At 44.1% G+C, this 25,194-nt stretch carries 24 protein-coding genes; 1 reads left to right on the top strand and 23 read right to left on the bottom strand.

What is annotated here, in order from left to right; all coding sequences use genetic code 11:
- Positions 1–31 precede the first annotated feature (31 nt).
- The 10 genes from MHN81_RS10630 to MHN81_RS10675 form a co-directional block, all read right to left on the bottom strand.
- The gene (locus tag MHN81_RS10630; protein WP_239425702.1) at positions 32–1,240 is read right to left on the bottom strand and encodes an ABC transporter permease; all 1,209 of its coding nucleotides are present in this window, start codon (positions 1,238–1,240) and stop codon (positions 32–34) included.
- Between the two features lie 9 nt (positions 1,241–1,249).
- The gene (locus MHN81_RS10635) at positions 1,250–2,584 is read right to left on the bottom strand and encodes an ABC transporter permease (RefSeq protein WP_023397051.1); all 1,335 of its coding nucleotides are present in this window, start codon (positions 2,582–2,584) and stop codon (positions 1,250–1,252) included.
- 11 nt (positions 2,585–2,595) lie between these two features.
- The gene (locus tag MHN81_RS10640) at positions 2,596–3,279 is read right to left on the bottom strand and encodes an ABC transporter ATP-binding protein (protein ID WP_023397052.1); all 684 of its coding nucleotides are present in this window, start codon (positions 3,277–3,279) and stop codon (positions 2,596–2,598) included.
- Between the two features lie 333 nt (positions 3,280–3,612).
- Positions 3,613–4,821 carry an FtsX-like permease family protein gene (locus tag MHN81_RS10645; RefSeq protein WP_239425703.1) on the bottom strand — a complete coding sequence of 403 codons (1,209 nt, stop codon included), beginning with the start codon at positions 4,819–4,821 and terminating at the stop codon, positions 3,613–3,615.
- 9 nt (positions 4,822–4,830) lie between these two features.
- A complete protein-coding gene (locus MHN81_RS10650; RefSeq protein WP_239425704.1) occupies positions 4,831–6,162 on the bottom strand; it encodes an ABC transporter permease in 1,332 nt (443 codons plus the stop codon).
- Positions 6,163–6,764: 602 nt separating this feature from the next.
- A complete protein-coding gene (locus tag MHN81_RS10655) occupies positions 6,765–7,460 on the bottom strand; it encodes an ABC transporter ATP-binding protein (RefSeq protein WP_023397055.1) in 696 nt (231 codons plus the stop codon).
- Between the two features lie 247 nt (positions 7,461–7,707).
- Positions 7,708–10,335 (bottom strand): methionine synthase, encoded by a 2,628-nt coding sequence (gene metH, locus MHN81_RS10660; protein WP_023397056.1) that lies wholly within the window; start codon positions 10,333–10,335, stop codon positions 7,708–7,710.
- 11 nt (positions 10,336–10,346) lie between these two features.
- Entirely contained in the window at positions 10,347–11,438 is a 1,092-nt protein-coding gene (locus tag MHN81_RS10665; protein ID WP_023397057.1) for a homocysteine S-methyltransferase family protein, read from the bottom strand.
- Positions 11,428–12,375, bottom strand: coding sequence for a homoserine O-succinyltransferase (gene metA / locus MHN81_RS10670; RefSeq protein WP_023397058.1), 948 nt, complete (start codon positions 12,373–12,375; stop codon positions 11,428–11,430). Before metA ends, MHN81_RS10665 begins: the two co-directional genes overlap by 11 nt.
- 483 nt (positions 12,376–12,858) lie before the next feature.
- Complete coding sequence (locus MHN81_RS10675) at positions 12,859–13,053, bottom strand: hypothetical protein (protein ID WP_023397059.1); 195 nt, start codon at positions 13,051–13,053, stop codon at positions 12,859–12,861.
- 228 nt (positions 13,054–13,281) lie between these two features.
- Here MHN81_RS10675 and MHN81_RS10680 point away from each other — a divergent pair, with 228 nt between their 5' ends.
- Positions 13,282–14,175 (top strand): DMT family transporter, encoded by an 894-nt coding sequence (locus MHN81_RS10680; protein WP_239425705.1) that lies wholly within the window; start codon positions 13,282–13,284, stop codon positions 14,173–14,175.
- A gap of 159 nt (positions 14,176–14,334) precedes the next feature.
- On the opposite strand, the gene MHN81_RS10685 is transcribed toward MHN81_RS10680, so the two are convergent.
- The 13 genes from MHN81_RS10685 to MHN81_RS10745 all read right to left on the bottom strand — a co-directional run bounded on the left by MHN81_RS10685 (position 14,335) and on the right by MHN81_RS10745 (position 25,178).
- Positions 14,335–15,345 (bottom strand): contractile injection system protein, VgrG/Pvc8 family, encoded by a 1,011-nt coding sequence (locus MHN81_RS10685; protein ID WP_239425706.1) that lies wholly within the window; start codon positions 15,343–15,345, stop codon positions 14,335–14,337.
- Positions 15,346–15,351: 6 nt separating this feature from the next.
- Positions 15,352–15,564: a tail protein X gene (locus MHN81_RS10690; protein WP_023397062.1), complete on the bottom strand. Its 213-nt coding sequence runs from the start codon at positions 15,562–15,564 to the stop codon at positions 15,352–15,354.
- Positions 15,561–16,016, bottom strand: a complete 456-nt coding sequence (locus tag MHN81_RS10695; RefSeq protein ID WP_023397063.1) for a phage tail protein — start codon at positions 16,014–16,016, stop codon at positions 15,561–15,563. Before MHN81_RS10695 ends, MHN81_RS10690 begins: the two co-directional genes overlap by 4 nt.
- Positions 16,017–16,053: 37 nt before the next feature.
- Positions 16,054–19,581 (bottom strand): hypothetical protein, encoded by a 3,528-nt coding sequence (locus tag MHN81_RS10700; protein WP_239425707.1) that lies wholly within the window; start codon positions 19,579–19,581, stop codon positions 16,054–16,056.
- A 277-nt stretch (positions 19,582–19,858) separates the two neighbouring features.
- Entirely contained in the window at positions 19,859–20,116 is a 258-nt protein-coding gene (locus MHN81_RS10705) for a phage tail assembly protein (protein WP_023397065.1), read from the bottom strand.
- A 3-nt stretch (positions 20,117–20,119) separates the two neighbouring features.
- Positions 20,120–20,635, bottom strand: a complete 516-nt coding sequence (locus MHN81_RS10710; protein ID WP_023397066.1) for a phage major tail tube protein — start codon at positions 20,633–20,635, stop codon at positions 20,120–20,122.
- Positions 20,635–21,798 (bottom strand): phage tail sheath subtilisin-like domain-containing protein, encoded by a 1,164-nt coding sequence (locus MHN81_RS10715; protein ID WP_023397067.1) that lies wholly within the window; start codon positions 21,796–21,798, stop codon positions 20,635–20,637. Before MHN81_RS10715 ends, MHN81_RS10710 begins: the two co-directional genes overlap by 1 nt.
- A 165-nt stretch (positions 21,799–21,963) precedes the next feature.
- Positions 21,964–22,299 carry a GPW/gp25 family protein gene (locus MHN81_RS10720; RefSeq protein WP_023397068.1) on the bottom strand — a complete coding sequence of 112 codons (336 nt, stop codon included), beginning with the start codon at positions 22,297–22,299 and terminating at the stop codon, positions 21,964–21,966.
- A 3-nt stretch (positions 22,300–22,302) separates the two neighbouring features.
- The gene (locus MHN81_RS10725; protein WP_023397069.1) at positions 22,303–22,602 is read right to left on the bottom strand and encodes a PAAR domain-containing protein; all 300 of its coding nucleotides are present in this window, start codon (positions 22,600–22,602) and stop codon (positions 22,303–22,305) included.
- Positions 22,603–22,605: 3 nt separating this feature from the next.
- A complete protein-coding gene (locus MHN81_RS10730; RefSeq protein ID WP_023397070.1) occupies positions 22,606–23,418 on the bottom strand; it encodes a phage baseplate assembly protein V in 813 nt (270 codons plus the stop codon).
- A gap of 8 nt (positions 23,419–23,426) precedes the next feature.
- Entirely contained in the window at positions 23,427–23,999 is a 573-nt protein-coding gene (locus tag MHN81_RS10735; protein ID WP_239425708.1) for a hypothetical protein, read from the bottom strand.
- A gap of 88 nt (positions 24,000–24,087) precedes the next feature.
- Positions 24,088–24,369 (bottom strand): hypothetical protein, encoded by a 282-nt coding sequence (locus MHN81_RS10740; protein ID WP_023397072.1) that lies wholly within the window; start codon positions 24,367–24,369, stop codon positions 24,088–24,090.
- A 23-nt stretch (positions 24,370–24,392) separates the two neighbouring features.
- The gene (locus MHN81_RS10745) at positions 24,393–25,178 is read right to left on the bottom strand and encodes a hypothetical protein (protein WP_239425709.1); all 786 of its coding nucleotides are present in this window, start codon (positions 25,176–25,178) and stop codon (positions 24,393–24,395) included.
- Between the last annotated feature and the right edge of the window lie 16 nt (positions 25,179–25,194).

Consider the following 25,194-nt stretch of genomic DNA (forward strand, 5'->3'; position numbering starts at 1 on the left):
AGGTCTTGCCTAATCGGGGTGTTTCAGGGAGCTACACAGAACGGGTGGCAGTTGCAGGTGAAATGTTTGCAGCACTGTATGCGGTGGGAATAACAGCTATCAAACTGGCAATACAAACACTGATACCTCCATATAAAAAGTACTCCATCGGTACAGATTCTAAGCGGAAAAGTTCCATGAGTTTGACATTTAAGAGCACAGCAAAAAGGCTACCAAATACAACTCCGACCCCAACAACAACAAGATTTTCAATAATATAAAACCTCATAATATGAAACTTACTCGCTCCTAGCGCTCTTCTTGTACCAATTTGACGACGCCGTTTCATCAGCGTGAAACGCGCTTGTCCAAATACCCCCAACATAGTTAACATGACTAGGCCAATAGTGACACCAATCAGTATACTCAACGATGATTTCATGGCTTTATACCCAGTTTCGCGAGTATATTTAAATGTATGAAGATCCGCTACAAACTTACCGGGTTGTTGTAACAGAAGGCTGCGAACATCCTCCATAGCCTGTTCAAGTTGTCCCGCTCTGGCTTTCACCAAAAACCTATTTTCACCGGAAAAACTGTACACAGGGAATACAACACTGCGCTCATTGCCACTCCAGTCAGGCCAAGTGGCAATTAATTTGTCGATAACACCAACGATTTGGTACGGACGACCATTCATATAAACTGTAACACCTACCGCAGCAGACCAATCTTCAGGCGACACGCGCTCAGCCATTGCTTGTGTGACGAGAATTGAATTAGAGAGTTCGCTGTAGTCTTGATTAGAGATCTTCATCTCACTATCTTCAAACCCTCGACCCATTATGATCTCCAGCCCCAGAGTCTTCATAAACTCATCAGACATACTATAAATACCCGCATAAGCGATAAAGCTATCAGGGTCTTCAGACTCATTAAATTGCAAACCTAATCCCCACCCAGCCAATGGTATGGAGTTCGTTGTCACCACACTTTCAACACTGTTAAGCGCTTTAATACTCGCCAAATCTTGTTTCAATAGTGCTTCATACTCCTCAGACTCAACTGGTAAATTAGTACGAAATGAAAAAAGTGTGTCTTCACCAAGGCCACTTGGCAAATTTATCTCATGCAACTTAGACATAGCCATATAAGAGATATTGATCAAAATAGTAAACGCCACAGCGATTTGTATGATCAGTAATGTAGGGCCCGTTTTATTTTTCCACAGCGTTTTAAGTATGGGTGTGAAATCCTTCATCTACTGCTCCTATAAACTCTTAAGCTGACTGGATAGTTGAACACGGCTCGTTCGATATATAGGCCACAATCCAAATAACAGCGAAGTACTGACGGCCAGTGCGACAGTAGATACCATTAGAGTTAAATCCATCGTCATGACATTGACATGATACTCTGGGTACATATCTGTCAAGGCTGAGAGCCCTAACTGGGTTAACAATAATCCAATCACACCACCAAAAAAGCCGATCAGTGCCGCCTCAAAGCCAAATTGCACTGTAATATTTTGTTTGGATGCTCCCACGGCCCGTCGCAGACCAACTTCTCCGCCTTTTCCATGGAATTTTGTCATCATCAAACTCATCACATTACACAGACAGGCAAATAGAAATGCCAACGCAAAACCAATGCCGATCTTATTTTCTTCACTCACTGCACCTTCTTTTTCAAGGTACTCTGTAACAGACATCAATCGGTTAGGCTCAGGTCGCGCAAATCGGCCTACTTTTCTTTGCTCTTCAGTATAGTCTTCCATAAACCTGAAATATTCATGCTTTTTATCTTCAGACTTAAACTCAACCCAAAACCTTATCCATGCACATTCTGACAACATGACTTCCTGCAAAGTAGAGCTAGGACCATCACCCCAGCAATACCAACCCATTGTGGTTGGAGAGAAAAAGTTGTTTCGAATTTGTGATTCAAGCGGCACAAAATAAGGCAGCGTCGGGCTGTACATGTCATAGTAGTTAACGTAAAACTTGGGCGTAGGTTGCCAGTCGTCAATCACACCAACAACTCGATACAAATGATCACCGACAATAATGTGCTCTCCAACTGAGTTTGCCCCTTGAAACAGACGATCGTTTTCTCTTTTCGATAAAACAATGACTGATTGACCTTGCAGATCCGCTTCCTCACTCCAGGTGCTGCCATAAATAAATGGAGCACCAAACACACTAAAAAAATGCCGGCTTGTTGAACGTATTTGGTGTAGTTGCGAATCAATAACATCTTCGCTTTCCGCTCGAACCGCCGAATTAAATGAGACAAATGGGACATGTTTATCCGCTTTGTTCGCTGCCAATAAAGCCATTGCGTCTTGATACGTTAATAGAGAGGGAATATCTACCTCACCATTTTTTCTGTAACCGATTGGCTGTGAAGGATCCCAAGAATTTAGATGTACCATTGCGACACGCTCACTTTTATGGGGTAATGGGTTTTGGCCCATCATGTACCCTACGGTGATTGTGATCATAGAAGCAGCTATGCCGATGGCGATTGTGCCTATCATCAGCAAACTCAGCAATGGCGTCTTTTTTAAGCTAAGCCAAGCTAGCTTGAAATAATACTTGCCCATTAGCCGCACCTCTAAGCCGATATAGCGTGTTTTTGCTCACTCAAATTTCCATCTCGTATCTCTACGATACGACCAGCCTGCTGAGCTTGCTCCATATCGTGGGTGACCATTAAAATGCTGGTCCCCTGCTTATTTATATCTTTGAGCAGCGCCATAATACCGTCGGCCATTTTAGAATCTAGGTTACCAGTAGGCTCATCGGCGAGTAAGAAGGAAGGGCTACCCGCAAGTGCACGAGCAATGGCGACTCGCTGCTGTTGACCACCTGACAACTGTTGAGGGTAATGTGACTTTCGTCCAGCAAGACCGACTTGTTCGAGTGCATTGAGCACCCGCTCCGTTCGCTCTTTAGCGCTAAAATCTCGATACCTCAACGGCATTTCAACATTGTCGAATAAATTAAGCTCGGGAATTAGATTAAAGCTCTGAAAAATGAAGCCTATTTTTTGATTTCGCAATGAAGATTTATGCTTGTCGGACAATCCCGTCGTATCTTGGTTGTCCAATAAATATTGCCCTTGCGAGTGTTCTTCTAGTAACCCAGCAATATTTAAAAATGTCGTTTTTCCAGAGCCTGAAGGACCTACGACCGCAACAAACTCACCTTGTTGAATATCGAGATCAAACGGCTGCAACGCCTGCGTCTTGACCGTATCCGTGGTGAAGGATTTTGCTACTCCTCGCATTTTAAGCATGATATTTCCTTTAACTTTGTGTACTTATTATTCTACAGCATTTCACTATACTTACTGACTACAACGGGTCGTGAAAAAGAATATAGCTTGCTGTTCCTTAAGCATTTATTATATTTCATTCTCAAACTGAGTAATTAAGTCCCCAAAAAGAGCACTCAAATTATTGTAGACTAAAAAAAACAAAATAAACACAAAATTAATATTATATTTACCGAAAAACAAAATGCAGGCAAGTTATCATCGTACATATAAATACTTAGATAACTGGGGAACAAACGCAAATAAACAGAGTATGTTATTGACCCAATTACTGCGCCTAAGCTTGCAAAGAGATCACGCTGAACGTGTCGCTTCAGTTGGTGAAATACTCGCCGTTTTAAGCACAGGCTGAAGAACCGCCAACACGCCAGCCAAAAGTACAACTACCACACCAATGAGCAAATACTGCGCAGGCACCGGCGCAAGGCCAAAGTGCACTACCAGTAAGTTATTCGCCACAATGGTTAACCCTAAGCCAAACAGAATACCGCAAACATTAATACAGAGGTTCTCTAACATGAAATACCTGATTATTTCATACCGACTAGCTCCTAATGCTCGCCTAATACCGATTTGTTTTTGTCGCTTTAAAATTGTGTAGCGTGTCTGGCCGAACACACCTAACATTATGATAATGGACAAGCCAACAATCACAATTTTCAGCGTATTATAAGCCGCAACCTGCGGTTGATAAGCCCAAGCTCTTGTTTCACTGAGCTTCATAAAATTGTCAATATTTCTGCTGGAGTCAACTAACAATAAATCCTTCACATCTCTAATGCTTTGCTCAAGCAACCCCTTGTGCGCACGCACAATAAAACTCGCATCCGTCATCATAAATAAGGTGGGAACCAAGAAATTGTTATTTTTGTATCCCCAAAAGCTCCAAGGGCCAACCAATTGTTCAACAATGCCTCTGACAGATTGTTCTTTGTCGTTCAAATAAAGCGTTTTACCTAGTGCTTGGCGCCAGTCATTAGGATAAAGGTCTTGAGCCAAAGCTTTGGTGATCACCACGCCAACAGGCTGACTCAAACCAAAATCTTTCAGCGCTCGCTCATCTGACAAGGTAAACCCCTCACCTGCGATCAGCTTTAACCCCATGGTTTCAATCATTTGATGGCCACCCGCATATAAGCCTGCTTTTGAATCATATTCATGTGACCCTTGTTTTAACCTCACTTCCATACCCGCTCCACGATGGGACAGAGGTATGGAGTTAACCGTAACAACCTCCTCGACACTATCTAACGCTCTGATAGCATCTAGATCTCGATATACACTGGCTACTCGCTCTTCTGGCAAGCCATGCAAAGACATTTGAAACGAAAATAAAACATCTTCATCTAAGCCACTTGGATCATTAAATTCTCCATGCTTCTGTACTAGCATAAACACTGAATTAACGAGTATCGTGAAGGCAACTGCAATTTGCAATATCAGCAAAAGAGGTGCTGTTTTGGCGTACCATAGTGATTTAATAATTGGTTTAAGATCTTTCATTTAATTTGCCTATAAGCTCTTCAATTGGCTTGATGGCTGTATTTGACAAGCCCTATAGATTGGATACAGGCCAAAAAGCGAACTCGCAATCACTGACGATACCAAGGTGGTTAGCATCAACTCAATGTTCATTGCCATCAGTGCCGGGTTTAAGTGGCTGTATATTTCTGCCGTGATGATCAGGCCCAAATTTGCCAAGAGTAAACCCACAACTCCGCCTAATAGACCTATCAGAATCGTTTCACAACCAAATTGCCAAGCAATATCTTCCTTACTTGCACCAACCGCTCTCCTTAATCCAATTTCAGCCCCTTTACCATGAAACTTAGTCATCATTAAACTCATACAATTGAGTAAACAGGCAATCAAAAATGCCAATGCCAGCCACACAGCCAAACGACTATCTCCGGTCACAACTTTATTGTGTTTTATAAACTCAGGCACGTTTAGTACCCGGTTCATTTGTTCACGCTGAAAACGCCCTAAAGCTCGTTGTTCCATCGCGTAATTATTTACAAAATCAAAATACGCATCGCGCTGAGTTGAAGCTTCAAGCTCTACCCAGAAGTACAACCATACACATTCAGAAGTGAGCATTGAGCTAAATTTATTCATCTCAAAGTCCCCCCAGCAATACATACTGACATCACTTGCCGCAATCCACTCATTATCAATATTGGAGCGAAATGGAATGAACATGTCTCTGACATCCATAAAAACATCATGGCTCTCAAGGTAGAATCGAGGCAGTACTACCCAGTCATCCAATACGCCAACAACACGATATAAAAGCCCACCAATTAAGACCTCTTCTCCAACAGAATTTCGACCATTAAAGAGTTTCATATTGCGCTTTTTCGACAATACAACTACCCGTGCACCTTGTTCGTCATCGGACTCTGTCCAACCTGAACCATATAAGAACGGCACTTCAAACATATCAAAAAATTCATATGTGGTTGCCCGCAACAAGGTTGATAGCGCGCCACTCGGTGGCTGACTTGGAGCACGACTCATAGTTTTATGGCTGCCAATAATTGTTTGACGCTTGCCTTTTTTTTCGTTGTATAAGTTCATTGCATCTTGATAAGTAACCCAAATGGGAATTTGCTCTTTACCATCCTCCATTTTGTACATGCGCGATGGATCCCATGAACTCAAATGAACAGTAAATAGCCGTTCACTTTTACTGGGGATTGGATCTTTGGTCATCATGTAGCTGACAGTATATGTGACCATGGTCGCAGCAATGCCTATTGAAATGGTCGCTATCATTAAGAAACTTAACAGAGGTGTTCTTTTGAGACTAAATACCGCCATGCGTATATAGTAGTACAGCATGTTATCTCCTATTCAGCGGTGGGTGTAGCACTAACATAATTCTTATAATTCTATGGCTCAGACATGCACGTTTAAGATCAAAACCCTTTAAAAATGCTTACATCGAGCAAACAGCTGACCTTGGGGAAAAGCACTATATATTCCAACTTATTAGTGGCAAGTTGCTTAATATATTTATCCACATTGACAACTAACTCGCAGCCTAAAGCCTTTCAAACATTGGTAGGCTAAATGAAACGTTTCCCAAATGCGTGATTATTTTTGGTAAATGATATTCTTAACACTATTACGCCTAAAATTCCTTCGTGTGTACCTAAGCCTTCCATCGCCTATATGTTATGCAGTTAAATATGAGTCTAACTAAACCATAAACATCAGAGGTGTATTTAGGGGGAATTTTTTCTTCACTGGCAAGGCTAACAAAAACCAAATAGATACACAATAAAAACCCAGAAACCACAAAATAAACAACTTTATTACAAAGAGGGATAGGGAAGGCAGGCTTTATGGAGAAATATCAGGGGCGTATATAGGAAAATAGTCAGCTCAAGATTGAACTAACAATCAATTTTTAGAACCTAGCTATTTAGCCAAGTATTTAATTAGCCCCACCTTGCTGCATAATGTTCGATACAGCGCTCTTTTAAAATACCGTCGCGGATCTCAATCGTTCGCTTTGCTTGCAGTGCCAACTTTAAACTATGAGTGACCATTAAAATCGTGGTACCACATTGGTTGAAGGACGATAAAATGGCCATAATATCTGCGGCATTTTTTGAGTCCAAATTCCCAGTTGGCTCATCAGCCAATATGAGTGAGGGTTTACCAACTAACGCGCGCGCAATAGCTACCCTTTGCTGTTGACCTCCAGATAACTGGTTTGGTTTACAATTAATTCTGTCACACAGCCCGACTTGCTCAAGTAATGACATCACACTGGCACGGCGCTGCTTAGCAGGTACCCGGCTGTAGCGCAACGGAATTTCCACATTATCGTAGACATTTAATTCGGGAAGTAGATGGAAGCTCTGAAAAACAAACCCAATATCAGAACTTCTTAGTCGGGATTTTTGTTTATCACTGAGTGTCTTTACGTCTTTATCTAAAAAAGTATATTCGCCAGAGCTGGGAGACTCTAATAATCCAGCAATGTTTAAAAAGGTCGTTTTTCCCGAACCAGATGGGCCAACCAATGCAATAAAATCTCCCGATGCAACTTGTAAATTAAAAGGTTGTAATGCTTGAGTAACCACGGTGCTTTCTTCGTAATTTTTAGTAACACTGGAAAATTTAAGCATATACACTCACTACTTCACCACTAAATTTATACTATTCATTACGATAAAAAACCGACCCTCACAGGCCAAATAATGGGAGAGGCAGCAAAAAGAGCAGCCTGAACGGCAATGAATACGCTACTGCATAGCTAAAAATATAACACGGCAAAGGCTGTATGCAACCCGCTAAATTCATTAAAAAAATACTAAGAATACAGCAAAAAAGACTTGTTAGGGTATTTGCCCCTAACAAGTCCATTGGCATGGCTTAAGTATCGTAACCAAGGTTAGGTGACAACCAACGCTCAGCTTCTTCTATAGACATATCACTACGGCGAGCGTAGTCTTCAACTTGATCTTTTTGAATGGTAGCAACTGCAAAATACTTAGAGTCAGGATGCGAGAAGTACCAGCCGGAAACAGCTGCACCTGGCCACATTGCGTAAGAGCTCGTTAGCTTCATACCAATGCGGTTTTCAACATCTAACAACGACCAGATTTTTTTCTTCTCCGTGTGCTCAGGACATGCAGGGTAACCCGGTGCAGGTCTAATACCTTGGTAGTTTTCGCGAATAAGCTCTTCATTCGTTAATGACTCATCAGCAGCAAAACCCCAATACTCCTTACGAACTTGCTCGTGCAAGTACTCGGCAAAGGCTTCTGCGAGTCTATCTGCCACCGCCTTGACCATGATCTTATTGTAATCATCTTGCTGTGCGTCAAACGCATCCGCCAGATCATCCTCTTCAAGACCACCTGTGACTGCAAATGCGCCAAAATAGTCCTCAATACCCTTTGGAGCAACGTAGTCAGCTAAACAGTAATTTGGGAAATCTGTTTTTTCCGTTTGTTGACGTAACTGACACGATTTACCAATCACCTCTGTTCGAGATTCATCGGCATAAATTTCGATATCGTCGTCTACTCGGTTTGCAGGAAATAACCCTATTACACCAAGCGGTTGCAACTTACCTGTTTGCTCTAACTCATCGAGCATTGCATTGGCATCAGCAAATAGCTTTTTAGCCTCTTCACCAACTATTTCATCTTCTAATATACGCGGGTATTTCCCTGCCAAAGACCATGTCATGAAATAGGGAGTCCAATCTATATATTGACGCAATGTGGCGATACTAACGTCTTTAAACTCGGTAATTCCCAATTTCTTAGGTTTAGGCGGTGTGTAATTATCCCAGTCCAACTTAGTGGCATTGTCCCGAGCTCGGCCTAAAGTCACAGGCTTAGAACGCGGTTTTTTACGCGCTTGCTGTTCACGGACCTTCACGTATTCATTGGCTGTTTTTTCTAAAAAGACAGGCTTTTGCGTATCACTCAGCAAACTAGAAACGACGCCCACTGCACGACTGGCATTGTTAACGTAAATAACGCCTTTGTCGTACTGTGGTTCAATTTTCACCGCAGTGTGTGCTTTAGATGTGGTCGCCCCGCCAATTAAAAGCGGGATGTCAAAGCCTCGACGTGTCATTTCTTTTGCCACATGTACCATTTCATCTAGTGAAGGGGTAATAAGGCCGGACAGTCCAATGGCATCTGCTTTTTCATCGATGGCCGTTTGCAATATTTTTTCAGCGGGTACCATCACACCTAAATCAACTACTTCATAGTTGTTACACTGCAGCACAACACCCACGATGTTCTTACCAATATCATGTACATCGCCTTTCACAGTGGCCATGACTATTTTTCCGTTGCTCGCGCCTTCTTCCTTCTCTGCTTCGATAAATGGGTCAAGGTAAGCCACCGCGCGCTTCATTACACGGGCTGACTTGACCACCTGAGGCAAGAACATTTTACCGGCACCGAATAAATCACCGACTACATTCATGCCGTCCATCAGTGGCCCTTCAATAACCTGAATCGGCTTCTCAAAGCTTAAGCGGCACTCTTCGGTATCTTCATCGATATATTCTGTGATCCCCTTAACAAGGGCATGCTCTAGCCTTTTCGCAACTGGCCATGTACGCCACTCTAAGTCCTCTTTTTTCTCAGCTTGCGCCATACCTGAGTACTTAGGCGCGATATCAACTAAACGTTCGCCAGCGCCGGGGTCAGTATTGAGGATCACATCTTCAACTGCATTTCTCAATTCAAGTGGAATATCATCATACACAGCTAGTTGGCTGGCGTTGACGATTCCCATATCCATTCCCGCTTTGATGGCGTGGTATAAAAAGACTGAATGGATAGCTTCACGAACTGGGTTGTTGCCTCGGAAAGAAAACGACACATTTGAAACACCGCCAGATACCTTACAGTGCGGTAAGTTTTGCTTTATGCGGCGCGTGCCTTCAATGAATTCAACTGCATAGTTGTCATGCTCTTCAATACCTGTGGCAACAGCAAAAATATTCGGATCAAAAATAATGTCTTCTGGCGGGAAGCCAAGCTCATCAACAAGAATTTTGTAAGAGCGCTCACAGATTTCAAATTTACGATCTGCCGTTTCAGCCTGACCAACTTCGTCAAACGCCATAACGACAACAGCCGCACCAAAACGTTTTAAAATCTTGGCTTGGCGCACAAACGGCTCTCTACCCTCTTTTAGCGAGATAGAGTTTACAATGGCCTTGCCCTGAATACATTTCAGACCCGCAACGATGACATCCCATTTAGAGGAGTCAACCATGATAGGTACTTTTGAAATTTCAGGTTCAGAAGCAATGAGGTTCAAAAATTTCACCATCGCCATTTTTGAGTCCAACATGGCTTCATCCATGTTGATATCAATCACCTGAGCACCGCCTTCAACCTGCTCTCTGGCAACTTCAAGCGCGGTTTCGTAATCTTCTTCTAAAATGAGTCGTTTAAAGCGTGCTGAACCTGTGACATTGGTTCTTTCCCCAACGTTTGTAAATACAGCGGTAGATTGCGTCATAATGATACTTCCTAATTCAGATTACAGGCTTCAAGGCCTGATAAACGCATGCGTACTTCAAGCTCAGGAAGCTTACGCGGTAACACAGTATTCAAACCATCTGCAAAGGCTTTAATATGTTCAGGTGTCGTACCACAGCACCCGCCTACAATATTGATAAAGCCTTCTTTACCCCAGTCAACAATCTCTTTGCTCATATCATCAGCTTCTAAGTCATACTCACCAAACTCATTGGGTAAGCCCGCATTGGGGTGCACGGAAGTGAATGTTTCGCATACACGAGATAACTCTTCAACATAAGGGCGCAGTAGGTCGGGGCCCAACGCACAATTTAAACCAATAGAAATAGGCTTAATATGACGAATGGAGTTGTAAAATGCTTCTGTAGTTTGCCCTGATAAAGTGCGACCAGACGCGTCAGTGATAGTCCCTGAAATCATTACAGGTAAGCGAATGCCCGCTTGCTCAAATGCCTCTTCTACACCGTAAGCCGCCGCTTTTGCATTGAGTGTATCAAAAATCGTTTCTATCAAAATAAGATGCGCGCCGCCTTCAATTAAGGCAAGGGTTGATTCTATGTACGCTTCCACCAGCGCATCAAAGGTCACATTACGATAACCCGGATCATTTACATCTGGAGAAATAGAGCATGTTTTTGACGTCGGACCAAGTACACCACCCACATAACGTGGTTTGCTTGGATCTTTGGCGGTAAATTCATCACATACTTGACGCGCTAACTTTGCTGACTCGAAGTTTATTTCACGGCTTAAACTGGCCATGTCATAGTCTTCCATTGAAATGGTGGTCGAGTTAAACGTATTGGTTTCAATGATATCAGCACCCGCTTCAAGGTACTCTCGATGAATTTGCTTAATCACATCAGGCTGGGTCAAACTTAACAAGTCATTGTTGCCTTTGATCAACACATGCCAATCTTTAAAGCGCTCTCCACGGTAGTCTTCTTCCTCAAACTTATGTTTTTGGATCATGGTTCCCATTGCACCGTCTAAAATAACGATGCGCTCTTGCATCGTCTTTTTCAGCGCTTCAGATATGGCTTGGCCATCGATAGGCTCAAATGGCACACTGTTATTCGGCATAATTGTTAGTCCTTACGTCTTGGCTAACGAGATTAATATCGTACGGAGTTGTTTGGTAAACATAATAGTTTAACCAATTTGAAAATAATAAAAAGGCGTGGCTTTGCCAGGTTTTTGATGGCTTAACACCCGAGTCATTGTTTGGGAAGTAGTTGTCAGGCATAGGGGCATCAGGTCCATTTTGCAGATCTCGTAAGTACTCTTTTTGCAATGTATCAGCATCATATTCTGGATGTCCCGTAATATACACTTGGCTCCCTGTATTATTCTTAAGTAGATAGGCACCGACTTGTTCAGAGCCTGCCAATACAACTAAGTCTTCTTTGCGATTGATTTTCTCAATATCAATATGACCATAGCGGGAATGAGGCACTAAAAACTCATCGTCAAAACCTCGTGTTAGTGCACCGTGATCAAAATAAACTCGGTGTTTAAATACGCCACAAAGTTTTTGCTCTTTTAATTCACGCTTCAATCCATGATGGTGATATAAGCCAGCATGAGCAGCCCAACAGGAGAATAGCGTTGAAGTAACATGATGCTCGGCCCAGTCAAAAAATGCTTGTAGCTCTTGCCAATAGATCACATCTGAATACTCTAAATGTGCCAAAGGTGCGCCTGTGACAATCAAAGCATCGTAGTTTTCCTCTTTTACCTCTGAGAAGTAACGATAAAACATATTCAAATGTTGTTCTGAGTTTTCTGAACTGCGATGAGTATCCAACCTAAGCAAATCCACATTTACTTGCAACGGCGTATTTGCCAATAAACGAATAAATTGAACCTCTGTCTCTACCTTATTTGGCATTAAGTTCAAGATTGCCAATCGCATAGGACGGATCTCTTGAGACATCGCGCGACTTTTTGGCATCACAAATACATTTTCGTGACGCAACCTCGCAATGGCGGGTAATTCGTCTTTAACAGTGATCGGCATGAGATCCTCCCCAGAATAGACAAAAACTAACTGCAATATATTGACTGACATTATGAACGAACGCCATAAAATATCAACTTCTAGATGTTCAGACGTCCAAATTAAACAATACCAAAATAAACCGTAGGCAAAAACGAATAGGCAAGTCTCTATCACTTAAAACAGTCTCGATACTGTCAAAAATAAAAATTAGGAAGGGAAAATTGAAGACAAAATAAGGCAGGAAACTCAGTGAGTTGAGTGAGTTTACTCATTACACATGTGACGTTTATATTTGGATGGAGTTAAAGGGTTAAAGGATAAAGGGTTAAAGGATAAAGGGTTAAAGGATAAAAGGTTAAAGGATAAAAGGTGAAAGGATAAAAGGTGAAAGGATAAAAGGTGAAAGGATAAAAGGTGAAAGGATAAAAGGTGAAAGGATAAAAGGTGAAAGGATAATAAAGGGTGCCAAAGCAAATAGCACCCTGTCATGCAAGTAGATGATTAACCGAAATAGCCGTACCCTAATACGACACTTACTATCAGCCCTGCAGAAGCAAAAATCCCATATTCAATACTCACTTTTAGACGTTGCTCTCCGACAAACAGCTTTGACTCAGTCATAGCCATGATCAAACAAGAGATAAACATACAAAAGCTCAAAAGAATTAAATTAATTTGAATCGCATCTAGGATCATTATGTTCTCCAACAAATGGCCACAGGCCGATTTAAGCACACGACTATTTCAACACAACAGAGTGTAGCAAAATAAGTTCTAAACTTTCAATAAAAACTGAAAGTTTATTTTTAAAGTTGGTGAATTACGTGAGGAGGGAACAATCACGGTCACTATTAAGCTCAATTACATTGCATAAATTCACAAAATAATTACAGTACTGCCAGATTAGATTACTAAATAACAAAGATGATTGTGGGTATAGGAGAGATTGCTGCGTTTTGTGCAGCTGCAGTATGGGCATTTTCAACCCTTTTATATAAACGTTTTAGCCATCATTTAAACCCTTTAGAGCTCAATGTCGCTAAGGGGGTAATAGCCTCTGCACTGATGGGGGCCGTATTGCTTTTCACTTGGGACAGCCAATTGCCCTCTAGTTATATAAGTTGGGGGTGGTTAATTGCCAGCGGCATTGTCGGTATTGCAATTGGAGATAGTGCCTACTTCGCTGCCCTGCGCAATATTGGCCCAGCCCGAACACTGGTGATCGAATCTCTAGCACCTGCCATTGCCGGATTATTGAATATCGCACTGCTAAGCGTATATCTATCTGCCACTGCTTGGCTCGGTATTGTGGTTACGACCATAGGGGTCGTTATTGCAGTCAAGCCCAGTCAAAAACTGCCTAAACTAGATAAAGAGACTTACCGTAAAGGCGTATTATTTGCGCTCGGTGCCGCAACATGCCAAGCCGCTGGGATGGTTCTTTCAAAAGGTGCGCTAAATAATGATGGCATCAGCAGTTTGTGGGCAGCCATGATACGCCTTGCTGCGGGCACGCTCGTGGTGGCAATGATAGTTGCGACAATAAAACACAGCAGCTTAACTCGCGCCATTACGCTCAAAGGGATTGAGGGCAAAGCTTGGTTATTTGCGGCGGTTTTCTTTGGCACCTTCATCGGTTTATGGTTACAACTTATCTCTGTCAACAATACCGATCCTGCGGTAGCACAAACAATTTTTTCAGCCGCGCCATTAATGGTTATGACAATGAGCTTGATCAGAAAAGAGCATGTGACACGCGCTATGCTATTGGGTGGGGTAACAGCTTTGGTAGGGATAGTTTTACTCTTAAAAGGGTAATTATAATTGGAAAGAGGTCGTCTCAACCTGTTTATGCATAGAGCAATGCACGTGAGCAAACAAGTGAGACGACCTTGGAGGTAGGGGGTTTGGAAGGAAAAGCACCGCATGATCAGCAGTGCGGTATGAAATATTTAATATTTATAAGGTGAAAAATAATTATTCTGTCAGCGTTTCGCAGCTTAAGTAAGACAAGAAACCATGACCATTAATTACATGTCGCACTTCTTTGACAAACCAACGCTTATCTAATGCGCTTTGAGTCCCTTGCACTTCAACAACAGCGCCCGCCATAATGTCTGGATTACCGTAAACCACCATATCTGCACTGACATGCGCCCGTGTAAGTTGCGCCAATTTGCTGTCTGCGGCATGCTGCGCACTTGCTTCATCGGCGTACGTATACGGTAACGTTAAGCTCGGCGTGCCACCGCCAGCAGAGACTGTTTGCAACTGTGCAATACCTAGATCGTGATACTTAGCCACGACCTCTTTAGTCAATCGATAGTGCAAGGTGTTGAACTTCCAATCAATGATCCACTTTGGTTCAAGCGTGACCTGTGGTAAAGGCTGGCCAGACAAAGAACGACCTGTGCCTTTTTTCATGAAAATAAGGTTGTCATTGATAATTTTCATTACCGCATCGTGCTGCTGTGCAAGCTTACTCATCAGCTGCATGTCACTTTCACTTTGCTCGATTTGCGGTAACGTAATGCTATCTAACGCAGGGGCAATTCGAGGGGTCAACCCGTACTCCTGGGCAATATCAGAAATAACACTGCCAAGTGTGAGCGGGCTTTCAGGGTCACTGGGCCAAGATTTGAGTTTGGCTGCTTTTAAATTTTGATCCCATAGGACCTTATTTCCAACCAATTCAAGCGCCCTCACCGGCCCTGTGATCTGATACTCTCCAACTTGAAATTCACCCATCTCGACACTGGGCGCTTTGCTATCTTCCGTTCCCTGCTTATAACCCATTGCTATCTCCAACTTATCCGTTGGCTGTGGCAATTTGATCGGCGCTTTTTCTAAGTTATCAAACTTAACAACACACATATCGCTTAACAAACCAGTGCGTAAGGTCACGCTCACTTCGGCGATTCTATCTCGTAGCTGTTCAGCGACTTCGTTGCCATTGGCTTTCACTGAATATTGCGGCTGTAATTCCATGACCCTCTACTCCCAGATATTAATCTCTCGCTGCACTTTGGGCTTAGGCACATCAGGTAATACAATCTTGATGTTTTCCGGATAAATCGGTCCCAAATCAGCTAGGCCATAGTTTGCTTCCAGCACACGCTCTACCATGCCCGCACTGCGTCCATAGTGTCGAAAACAGATGAGATCGAGACAGTCTCCATCCCGGGTTATGTAGCTCACAGCACTCATGATGATGCTCCTTCATTACCATCGTAACGAGACAATCGCATACTAAATTGAATTTCTCTTGGAATACCATCATTCAAAAACAAGGTACGGGTTTCATTAATGGATTTAATAACCCACTTGCCAAGAACTCGGCCTACACTCGGGCTAGATTTGCCGCTTTCTTCAACGTAAGTCAAAGTTAAAGGCACACCTTGAGTCGCTTCATCTCGCATAAAATCAAGTTGCTTTAAACCATTTTCAACCAATTGTGGGAAAATTGTCCCCTCTAACTCTAAGGTTTGTTCACCAACACCAATAAACTGCTTAACCGGACTATTTTTGTCGGTTTGTGATTCAAGATCTTTCCAGCGATATTCAGTATTAAACTGTAGTTTTTGAAATGCCGCTGTACTGACAGAAAACTTGTATTCACCCAGCTGCATCATGTAGTTGGCATGATTGATCTTTGCCATCGAAAGTCCTCTTAAAAAAGCTTAAGGGGATGACCCCTTAAGCTACCTCGTTGTAATACCGAGCGCGGTAATCGCGCATCGCCTGTTGCTGTTGCTGCTCTAAAACTTGCTTGACTTGTAACGCAATCTCGTGAGCTTGCTGTTCACTTTGCGCATTCACCGTGATATTCGCATTAACAGTAATATTGCCCGCCACTTCCTGAGTATGCATATCACTGCTTATTTGCGATTGAGATGTACTCGGTTCGGCAAGTGCATTTGGTGTTGGCGTCGATAACTGCCCTTTTGCTTTTGACGCCTCTGATTGCTCAGGCTTATCACTGCCAAATAGGCTGGCGAAGAAGTCTCCTCCTACTTGAGACATCACAGCATTAGTCAAGTAACCCGCCACCGGGGCAAGGAACTTGCCATATTTGGGAATTTTCCCAACTAGGTGTGAAACGCCTTCAGAGCTCAATGCTCCTGTCAGTGTGCCACCAATCGTTTGTGCCTTTTCCTGTGTCGATAACTCATCATTTGCCGCCGCTTGATAGATGGTGTGGCCATTTAACGCGTGGCCAAGTAACTGGCCTTGCTGCGATGCTTTGTGCCACTTTCCAGCTTGCTTGCCTGAAGCCTGCTCAACCGCCGCCATCGTGCCCATCACCATATTGGCTTCGTTGATAACATTATCTTTGACAAACTGAAGAGGTGTCTGTGCATGACTCGATGCAGCTTGCGATGCCGAGTTGCTTGCTTCACTAAATTGAACTTCCGCTTGGCCCTGCGCTAAGGTGTTGGATACACTTGCTGTTTTTTCAGCTTTTTCAGTGTTTTCTTTTGGCTCATCGTCAAAGAACCAACCGCCAAGGGTATCGCCTAGGAACGAACCAACAGATTCGCCACCAAATGCGCCAATTGCACCGCCGACAATACCACCGATCGCAGTCCCTACTACGGGAATAACGGAGCCTATTGCAGCGCCTGCCGCGGCACCTGCCATCGCACCGCCCATACCACCTACAGCACCACCGACTCGGCTGGTTTTTTCCTGCTTGCTCAGTGAGTCGTCGCTCAAAGCTGAGTAGGCATCCAACGCCCCCATCGCCACCGTTAAAGGCGTGGCCAATTTACCTAAATATTTACCAGGTCCTTTTGTTAAGGTAGATAATGCACCACCTTTCTTACCAAAAAACTGGCCTAACTTAGAAAACATAGGATCATTTGCTGCTGGCGCTTTAAATGATTTAGGTGCTTTCACTTTGGGGCGCTTTGCAGGTTTTGCCTTACCGCCATCCAGCACCTTTAAAGCAGGCTTAGCTGGTTTTTTAGGTTTATGTTTTGTCTCTTTTGAAGTCTCATTCAACTTGGCAGCTTTGCGCTGTGCTGCTTCATCATTCGCTACACTTTTCGCTTTAGACTTGTTGCGCTTAGCTGGCTTTTTGCGTCGCTTCTTCGACTTTTTCTTTGCTTTTTTGGATTTTTCCTCTCGCTCATCTTCACCGTCAAATAACGAGTTTAAGCCGAGGTCACCCAAGCCAAATTCCGCCAAGAGGTCTGGTACAGCCCCCGTTAATGACGACAAATCACCATTTAAAATGCCTTTAAAGTCGAGCTTTTCAATCAGAGCTGAGTGCTTAGTGAAAAGGCTCGCCGCGTCCTGTAAACCAAATGCGTTTAATAATTCAGGAGCTTGCTGCATCAAAGAGCTCAAGTCGCCCTCTAAAATGGCCTTGGTATCGAGCTTTTGCAGTGCCGGTAAGGCCGCATCTAGCGTGGCACTCACCTCATCCAAACCCGCCGCTTTTAACAGTCCTGGTGCTGCCGACATCAAGCTCGATACATCGCCACTGGCAATGCCTTTTAAATCCAGCTGTTGCAGTGCCGGTAGCGCGGCCGTAAGTGTTTCCGAGGCTTCACCTAATCCTGCTGCTTTTAAAAGCCCAGGCGCCGCCGACATCAAGCTTGATACATCACCACCAGCAATCCCCTTTAAATCTAGCTGTTGCAGCGCTGGCAGAGCAGCCCCAAGTGTTTCAGAGGCCTCATTTAAGCCAACCGACGCAAGCAAATCAGGCGCCGCCGACATCAAGCTTGATACATCACCGCTGGCAATACCTTTTAAGTCAAGCTGCTGTAGCGCTGGCAATGCAGCCCCAAGTGTTTCAGAGGCCTCATTTAATCCAACCGACGCCAATAAATCAGGCGCCGCCGACATTAAACTCGAAATGTCTCCACCTGCAATGCCTTTTAGATCTAGCTGCTGTAATGCAGGCATGGCTGCACTTAAAGTATTGGAAACCTGTTCAAACCCTGCTGATTTAAGTAGTTCAGGCGCGATACTAACAACCTGACTTAAATCACCGTCAATCACACTTGCAAGATCTAGCTGTGACAACGCGGGAATATGCTGAGCCAATGATTGTTGAACAGCAGATAAATCTATTGCTTTGAGAAGTTCAGGCGCCGCACTTTGCAAACTACTTAAATCACCTTGCATTACTGCCGCAATGTCCACTTGTTCTAGGGCAGGTAATGCTTGCTCTATAGCTTGTGCAGCACTGGACATGTCTAGCGCTTTGAATACTTCTGGCGTTGCATCAACTATGCTCGAGAGATCGCCATTGAGAAGCTCTTTAACATTAAGCGCTTCAACGACCGGCAGTGCGCCTTCCAGTGTTTTTGCAGCCTCAGACAAATCAAAAGCATTTAACAACTCAGGCGCTGCGCTGGCTAAGCTTGTAATATCTCCCTCAAAAACATCTTTGAAGTTAACCGATGATATTGCAGGCAGTGATTGCTTAACCACGTCACTGGCTTTATCAAAACCAAATGTTTCAAGTACCTGTGGCGCACTTTGGATCAACGCCTGAAGATCTTCGTTGAAAGTATCACTACGAGTACCTTGTGCAATTCCCTGCGTAGCACTGATGATATCGCCGCTCATTTGTGCAATACCAAGCGCATCAACCATGACAGGCGCCGCTTGACGCAATGTATCGAGTTGTAACTCTAACGTGTTTTGAGCATCAGTACTTTTAACTTGCGCACTCGCCGTTGCTAAAGACTCGCTCAACGCATTGATGGGTAAACCATCGTAAAGCTGTGGCAGTGCCACCTGTAACTGCGCCAACTCATTGCTTGCAGCCGTTTGTAATTGCTGAAAATCTAGCGCCGACACTTGCTGTGCAAGCGATTTAATTGCACCGCTTAAGCCAGTCCCATCACCAATTTTTGCATCAACTTGTGCTTTTAAAGTTTCAGCTTGTTGCTCACTTTGAGCCGCTTGGAGCATTTGAGCACTGTGTGCTACCGCTCGATTAGATTTGGACTGCACAGTAGAAAACTGAGTTAAATGGCTTGAAATAATTTTGCTGGAATTGCCCAGCAATTCATTGACATTCACATTTGCTAACTGCCCTATCACAGCTTGTAATGAGCTGGTATCGAGCGGCTTTTTAGCTTTCACCAAGTTAGCAAGCATACTGCCTAATTGAACATTCGGATCAACCTGATCCTGCTTAGGTAGGCGGTACTTTACTTTGTTCTTTGAACGGCCTTTGGCAGACAATTCTTGATGTTTCATAATAATACCTAGGAAGAGAGATAAGCGGGAATGTATTGATTGCACATTGCAACGAACGGCAACGCGCCAAGGTTGATAGCTCAAGACCCTAAAACTGCGCTTAAGTCCTTGAGCTATCAAACTTGCGCTGGTGAAAAAAAGGCGGGTTACCCCGCCTCTGTTGCTTCTTTATAATCAACCGCTGCTTCAAACCACTCAATAAGTTCGTCTTCGGTCAGCGCGTTGAGTTCTTGCAAGCCCCACCCTGTGTACTTAGCCAGGGCAATCACCATTGCTTTTAGACGCTTGGGCGGGATACGAGAAAAGCCTGGAGTGCCTCACGCAACTTAACAAAGTCGCTCCAGTCTAACTCTTCGATAATATCGGGAGACACTTCACACAAATGTGAGAAGTAACGGATTTCGCTCTCAGATTCGCTAATATCCGCTTTATCAACCATTAACCGATCGCGCACTTTAGGTCGTCTCATTTTTAGTTCTGCATACTCATGCCCATCGACCGTAATAGGGAAAGTCAGTTTAATGATTTCAGTCATAGATTAAGCTCCGATTGTCTTGCGTAGGTTCGCCATGTGGTCAACACCCGCGATTTCGCGGATATCGTTGTACAGGTCGATGTTATAGATAACTTCGTTGTTCACTTCTAGCTTGTACTTTTGAACAGCGTATTGCAGTGTCATTTTCGCTTCTTCGCCATCTTTCCAGCTGCCCATGTCTACTTCTTTAAAGAAGCCATGTAATGTGACAACAACAGGCTCAGGTGCAGCACCTTGCTTCTGGATTGCGCCACGTGCAGTTAAGTTGATTGTTCTGCCAGTACCGCCCCAATCACCTAGCAGCTTAAGTACATCTGCGTTGTACTCAAGTAAGGTGATTGAACCTTCAAGCTTTTCAAGTTGACCAACATCTAGCTCAATTGGAGCTTGGAAACCAGAAGTTACTTCGCGAGTTTTCACTGTTACTTTCGGTAGTGAGATCTCATCTGCAATGCCAAGGTAACCCTTACCATCTACAAACAGCTTTGATTTTTTTAGGATTTTAGGAGACATTGCCATTATACGATTTCCTCTAAGTAGTTGTTAGTTAGAATGCTCTTGAACGTGATGTGCTCAGCAGGCGTCGGTGGTGTGAAGTCGAAGCTGAAGTACACTTTACCTGCTTGGATATTTTCAGGTGTGTTAAGGTCTTCATCAGCCCAGATTTGGCCACCTAAAATAGCACCTTGTGCTTTTAAGCTATCAAGGTAAGCCTGTACGCTTTCAGTCACGTCTTTGATGTAAGTTGATGTGATGTTGCGGTCAACTGCCCACATATGCGCACGAAGTAGAGAATCGTTGATCATATCCGCAGTACGAACTACCGAAAGGAATGCCCACTTAGGGTCTGTCGCACAAGTACGGTTACCCCATAGCTTGAAGCCATTTTGACGGATGATTGTAGACACTTCTTTTTCATTCAGTAAGTTTGCACGCGCATTCTTATCACCTAGCTGGAAGTCAACTGGACGAGCGGTACCAACAATGCCATTCATAGCAGTGTTACTTGGGCTCCACCAGAAACCACGGTCATTGTCTGACTTAGCAATCATACCCGCGACACGTGCACTAGCAGGCTCATTTACAACTGCACCTTCTTTGAATACTTTCACCTGTGGGTCAACCACATATACACGACGAGATGAACAATCACCACGATATGCAATCGCGTCTGCATCATTTGTGTTTGGACCGTCAGCAATGATCACAGCGCGAAGACGCTCTGCAATACCAACAAGCTCAGCAACAACTGGGTTAGCTGCGCCAGACGGGCGTTGGTGAGTGAATCCTGGAGCTACAAGGATACGAGGTGTTACGCCTAATACTGACTCAGCGCCTAAGAATGCATACGCACCTTCATAGCTACCGTCAGCAGCAACACCACCTTGAATGTTGGTCATCACAGCACTCTCATCAGCACCGTCGACACGCACAACAACCACAACTGCGCCCGCTTGGTCAAATACACCATCAATCGCAGCAGGAAGAGTACCTTGCTCACCTAACAACGCAGCTTCCGCACGTTTACCAGCAATTAAAACCGGTGTGTTAAGAGGAAACTTTTCAGCATCTGCTTGTGGAGCAGTACCAATCAGACCGATTACTGAGCTTTTTACTGTTTTAATTGGGCGCGTACCAGACTGCGCCTCGATGACTTCTACACCGTGTAGAAATTGCGACATAGATATCTCCTTTAAAGGTATGTCAATTAGCTAATAAAAAAGCCATGCAAACTGACTTGAAGGTTCAAGCAGATTGACATGGCTTAAGTTGATTAGTTATCTGTACGAATAAGTACAGAAGGAAGTTAATAATGAGAAGTTGACTGATATATCAACCAAGATAAATTAGAGTAAGATCCCTTCAATAGTGACCGGCTCGTTGTTAATGAGGTAAAGACCTTCAATAGTAATATCGACTTTACCTTCCCCCGCAGGGTGAACGGCCACTCCTTCAAGGCGAAAGCGCGGCTCCCACCTATCTAACGCGTTGGCAATTGACATCGTAATGTCGCCAACAAGATTATGAGAAAATGGCCTATCGACGAGTTCAAATAACCCGCAGCCATAATCACGGCGCATAACGCGGCTACCAAGTGGCGTTGTGACAATATCGCGAATACTCTGTTTTAAGTGTTCAACGCCACCTAATGGCTTTCCCGTTTTTGCGTTCATTCCTATCATGGTTTATCCCCCTATGGTAAAACTGCCAACACCAACGGCGATTTTGCCACCACAGTTGGTAGGATCACCAAGTCTGGCAACCGGTTTTCCTGCTATTGTAAAAGTGGATGCGCCCGCAGCAACGACCATTCCAGAATGTTTAACTTTAGGGTCAGCGATAAGTACGTGGTCGCTAATACTGTCACCGACTCTTAAAGCGGCAATTCCACCAACTGTAAACGAAGTTTGAGACGCAGAAATAGTGCCCGGGGCAAATCCCACGTGGACATCTGTGATCGCACCATCTACTGAAATAGCTGGCATCGGTTACTCCTGTGCACTAATATTTGCGCCGTTAAGTTTTAAAGTTGCTGATGCGAGTACTTCAACATTACTGCCCGTTGAAGTGACAGATACCGAATCACCTGTCAGACTTAAAGCGCCCGATGCAGTGATATCAATATTTGCGCCACCGCTTACGGAAACATTGTCCCCAACAGTAACATCCGCCGTTCCAGTCACATCGACCTGAGCAGCACCACCAATTTCTACCGTCGCGTTATTACCAATTACGACATTTGCGTCGTTGCCAACTGTGACATTGGTATCGTTATGACATTCCACATTAATATCCCCACCACAATAAATGTTTATCTTGGCGAGAGGATCTGCCTGCGGAATAAAAATATCGTATGCATGGTTTTCTCGGTCGTACTGAACAATCGCACCATCTTGATAGTGCGTGCGTTGAACATGTTCACGGGCTTGTGGCGCAATGGCCGGCAAAGCTTGAACGAGAGCGCCACCCGCACTGGTCGCATCGACAACATGGTTCATTTTGTAGTGAGGCTGTTCATGAGCATTCGCGTATAAACTACCAAGCACTATACCTTGTGCCATATCGCCACTTGGAGCCAATACCAATACTTGCTCACCCACTTCAGGGGCTTGCCAAGTCATATCTTGCGCAGCTTGATGAGTGAGCCAGGGCAATTTGGCCGTGAGCCACTCTCCAATACGCACCTTGACCCGAGCCAATTCATAATCAACCTCTTCAACCGTACCGATTGAAATTAACTTGGCAAAGCGATGCTGCATGTCAGATGCAGCCAACTCAGACTGCTGTTGATTAGCTAACATAAATGCTCCTAAGTGGTCGTAGGTACTTTGTTTATCAGTTTGTACTCACCGCCTTTAGGGCCCAGGTACACTTCCGTGATCTCAGGACCAGCAGGCTCATCAGGGAATTCAACTTGATAATAAAAGTCCCAAAAAAGCTGCGCTTTTGCCAAAGTTGAATTAACTTGGTAACTAAAGCTCATATCACTTTTTTGCGCGATAAAATGTTGCCAATGGATGGGCATTTCGTCCGCCATCACAAGTGCCTCACTGTGGGTTATCAGCTGGTCAAGTCGTTGCAACAGCGTCGCGTTGTCGGCGTCTTCCAACTCTATGTCTAGCTGCAACTGCAGCACTCTTCTGTCGAGTGAATTTGGACTGAGGTTTTTGTTATACGACGGTCCATAAGTGACACCTTTGTCGGCGCCTTTTGCCTGCAGTTCACTGGCTTGACGTTCGCCGAGCAGCTTGACTGTCAGTTGGGCTTGCTGCGTCAGATCTGGGTAGGGCTGTGTGGCTTTTAATAGCCCCACTTGTGCCACCCCTTGAAGTCCAGATGATAAGCGTTCAAGCACCTTATTGATTAAGGTACATCTTTGCATGAGGTTTATTACTCTTTGAAGTTAATACTGGTGATGGATGTGACTCGAAGGAAAAGGCGAGTCGAGATGGACGAAATGCCCAAATACGTTAAGCTGGAAATGGAAAGCGCGCTTTAATATTTGCCACACACGCAAACCAAGCTTGCTTACTTTCTTCCGTTTGATCATATTGCCACTCCATATACAGAGGATCTGACTCAGCGGTATACGCAATACGTCGAGCTTCTAACGCCTCGTCACGGGAGTAGATAAAAGTTAACTCACCAATTGGAATATCAATTTCATTTTGCTCAAGAAAATGGGCAATTTGCGCAGCACTCAAAACCTCTCCTATGGAAGCTATGAGCGCATCATTATGTTTTATTTGCATCGTGTTTCATCCCCAAAGCCATATTATTGTTGAGTACTAAGTTGCGCTGTGGCAACGGACACATCAGAAGGCTTGGCAAACTCTGGGTAAACGCCCCAACCTGCTTTGTCAAAATCAACAAAGCCGCTAACTGTGCCAAATAAACAAATTAACGCCTCGCCCTCTTCGAGCGTCGACGCGGATAGCCCAAGCTTAGTGTGCGGCCCGTAAAAAGACTTGGCCGGGCTGTCTGCTTTTTGATGATAACCAAGCAATTGCCATCCATTACTATAGTCTTTCACCGCTTGCATTGATCCCTCAACACTGCCTGACAGCAATTTGAAATAACAGCCTGTAGACAGCGCGCCTTGCTGGGAACCTGTCCAATAGTTGTTATCTATGCGCGCCGGATGAGCGGCAGTATTTCGTTTCCACTTTAAACGTAAGATATGAAATGGTGTGTTGACATAACCGTTGTACACATTGGAGCGAAAGTCTTGTGCAACGCCTCTACCAGTATGATCTGTGTCGTTGGCAGCTGCTGCATAGATAGTTGCTTCTTTGATCACCTCAAATCGCTCAAGTCCAATGGTCGTAAAGCCTTTAATCGCCGTGCCATTGTCATTGGGTTCCATCTTTTGATTTTTACTCAATAAGACATGGGACAGTTCAGCACGCGCCCCCACCATATAGTTATCAAACTTGTTTTCAGCATTCGTTAGCGCATCATTTATTGCACCAATTTGATTATTGACTGTGTCACATAATGCATTGGCTCTAGCAGCTACGTTAGTAAGACGCTCAGTGATTGATAGGTTATCATTTGACATACTTATTGCCCTCAAC

Source organism: Pseudoalteromonas sp. Of7M-16 (assembly GCF_022347805.1).
Classification (GTDB): domain Bacteria; phylum Pseudomonadota; class Gammaproteobacteria; order Enterobacterales; family Alteromonadaceae; genus Pseudoalteromonas; species Pseudoalteromonas luteoviolacea_F.

What these genes read in the sequence shown, in the direction of transcription:
- MHN81_RS10650 (WP_239425704.1), bottom strand. Translation starts at nt 6,162, where the DNA reads ATGCTGTACTACTATATACGCATGGCGGTATTTAGTCTCAAAAGAACA.
- MHN81_RS10720 (WP_023397068.1), bottom strand. Translation starts at nt 22,299, where the DNA reads ATGATAGGAATGAACGCAAAAACGGGAAAGCCATTAGGTGGCGTTGAA.
- MHN81_RS10630 (WP_239425702.1), bottom strand. Translation starts at nt 1,240, where the DNA reads ATGAAGGATTTCACACCCATACTTAAAACGCTGTGGAAAAATAAAACG.
- MHN81_RS10685 (WP_239425706.1), bottom strand. Translation starts at nt 15,345, where the DNA reads ATGGAATTACAGCCGCAATATTCAGTGAAAGCCAATGGCAACGAAGTC.
- MHN81_RS10745 (WP_239425709.1), bottom strand. Translation starts at nt 25,178, where the DNA reads ATGTCAAATGATAACCTATCAATCACTGAGCGTCTTACTAACGTAGCT.
- MHN81_RS10655 (WP_023397055.1), bottom strand. Translation starts at nt 7,460, where the DNA reads ATGCTTAAATTTTCCAGTGTTACTAAAAATTACGAAGAAAGCACCGTG.
- MHN81_RS10740 (WP_023397072.1), bottom strand. Translation starts at nt 24,369, where the DNA reads ATGCAAATAAAACATAATGATGCGCTCATAGCTTCCATAGGAGAGGTT.
- MHN81_RS10640 (WP_023397052.1), bottom strand. Translation starts at nt 3,279, where the DNA reads ATGCTTAAAATGCGAGGAGTAGCAAAATCCTTCACCACGGATACGGTC.
- MHN81_RS10680 (WP_239425705.1), top strand. Translation starts at nt 13,282, where the DNA reads ATGATTGTGGGTATAGGAGAGATTGCTGCGTTTTGTGCAGCTGCAGTA.
- MHN81_RS10635 (WP_023397051.1), bottom strand. Translation starts at nt 2,584, where the DNA reads ATGGGCAAGTATTATTTCAAGCTAGCTTGGCTTAGCTTAAAAAAGACG.
- MHN81_RS10665 (WP_023397057.1), bottom strand. Translation starts at nt 11,438, where the DNA reads ATGCCGAATAACAGTGTGCCATTTGAGCCTATCGATGGCCAAGCCATA.
- MHN81_RS10735 (WP_239425708.1), bottom strand. Translation starts at nt 23,999, where the DNA reads ATGCAAAGATGTACCTTAATCAATAAGGTGCTTGAACGCTTATCATCT.
- MHN81_RS10675 (WP_023397059.1), bottom strand. Translation starts at nt 13,053, where the DNA reads ATGATCCTAGATGCGATTCAAATTAATTTAATTCTTTTGAGCTTTTGT.
- MHN81_RS10690 (WP_023397062.1), bottom strand. Translation starts at nt 15,564, where the DNA reads ATGAGTGCTGTGAGCTACATAACCCGGGATGGAGACTGTCTCGATCTC.
- MHN81_RS10730 (WP_023397070.1), bottom strand. Translation starts at nt 23,418, where the DNA reads ATGTTAGCTAATCAACAGCAGTCTGAGTTGGCTGCATCTGACATGCAG.
- metA (WP_023397058.1), bottom strand. Translation starts at nt 12,375, where the DNA reads ATGCCGATCACTGTTAAAGACGAATTACCCGCCATTGCGAGGTTGCGT.
- MHN81_RS10710 (WP_023397066.1), bottom strand. Translation starts at nt 20,635, where the DNA reads ATGGCAATGTCTCCTAAAATCCTAAAAAAATCAAAGCTGTTTGTAGAT.
- MHN81_RS10695 (WP_023397063.1), bottom strand. Translation starts at nt 16,016, where the DNA reads ATGGCAAAGATCAATCATGCCAACTACATGATGCAGCTGGGTGAATAC.
- MHN81_RS10705 (WP_023397065.1), bottom strand. Translation starts at nt 20,116, where the DNA reads ATGACTGAAATCATTAAACTGACTTTCCCTATTACGGTCGATGGGCAT.
- MHN81_RS10715 (WP_023397067.1), bottom strand. Translation starts at nt 21,798, where the DNA reads ATGTCGCAATTTCTACACGGTGTAGAAGTCATCGAGGCGCAGTCTGGT.
- MHN81_RS10700 (WP_239425707.1), bottom strand. Translation starts at nt 19,581, where the DNA reads ATGAAACATCAAGAATTGTCTGCCAAAGGCCGTTCAAAGAACAAAGTA.
- metH (WP_023397056.1), bottom strand. Translation starts at nt 10,335, where the DNA reads ATGACGCAATCTACCGCTGTATTTACAAACGTTGGGGAAAGAACCAAT.
- MHN81_RS10725 (WP_023397069.1), bottom strand. Translation starts at nt 22,602, where the DNA reads ATGCCAGCTATTTCAGTAGATGGTGCGATCACAGATGTCCACGTGGGA.
- MHN81_RS10645 (WP_239425703.1), bottom strand. Translation starts at nt 4,821, where the DNA reads ATGAAAGATCTTAAACCAATTATTAAATCACTATGGTACGCCAAAACA.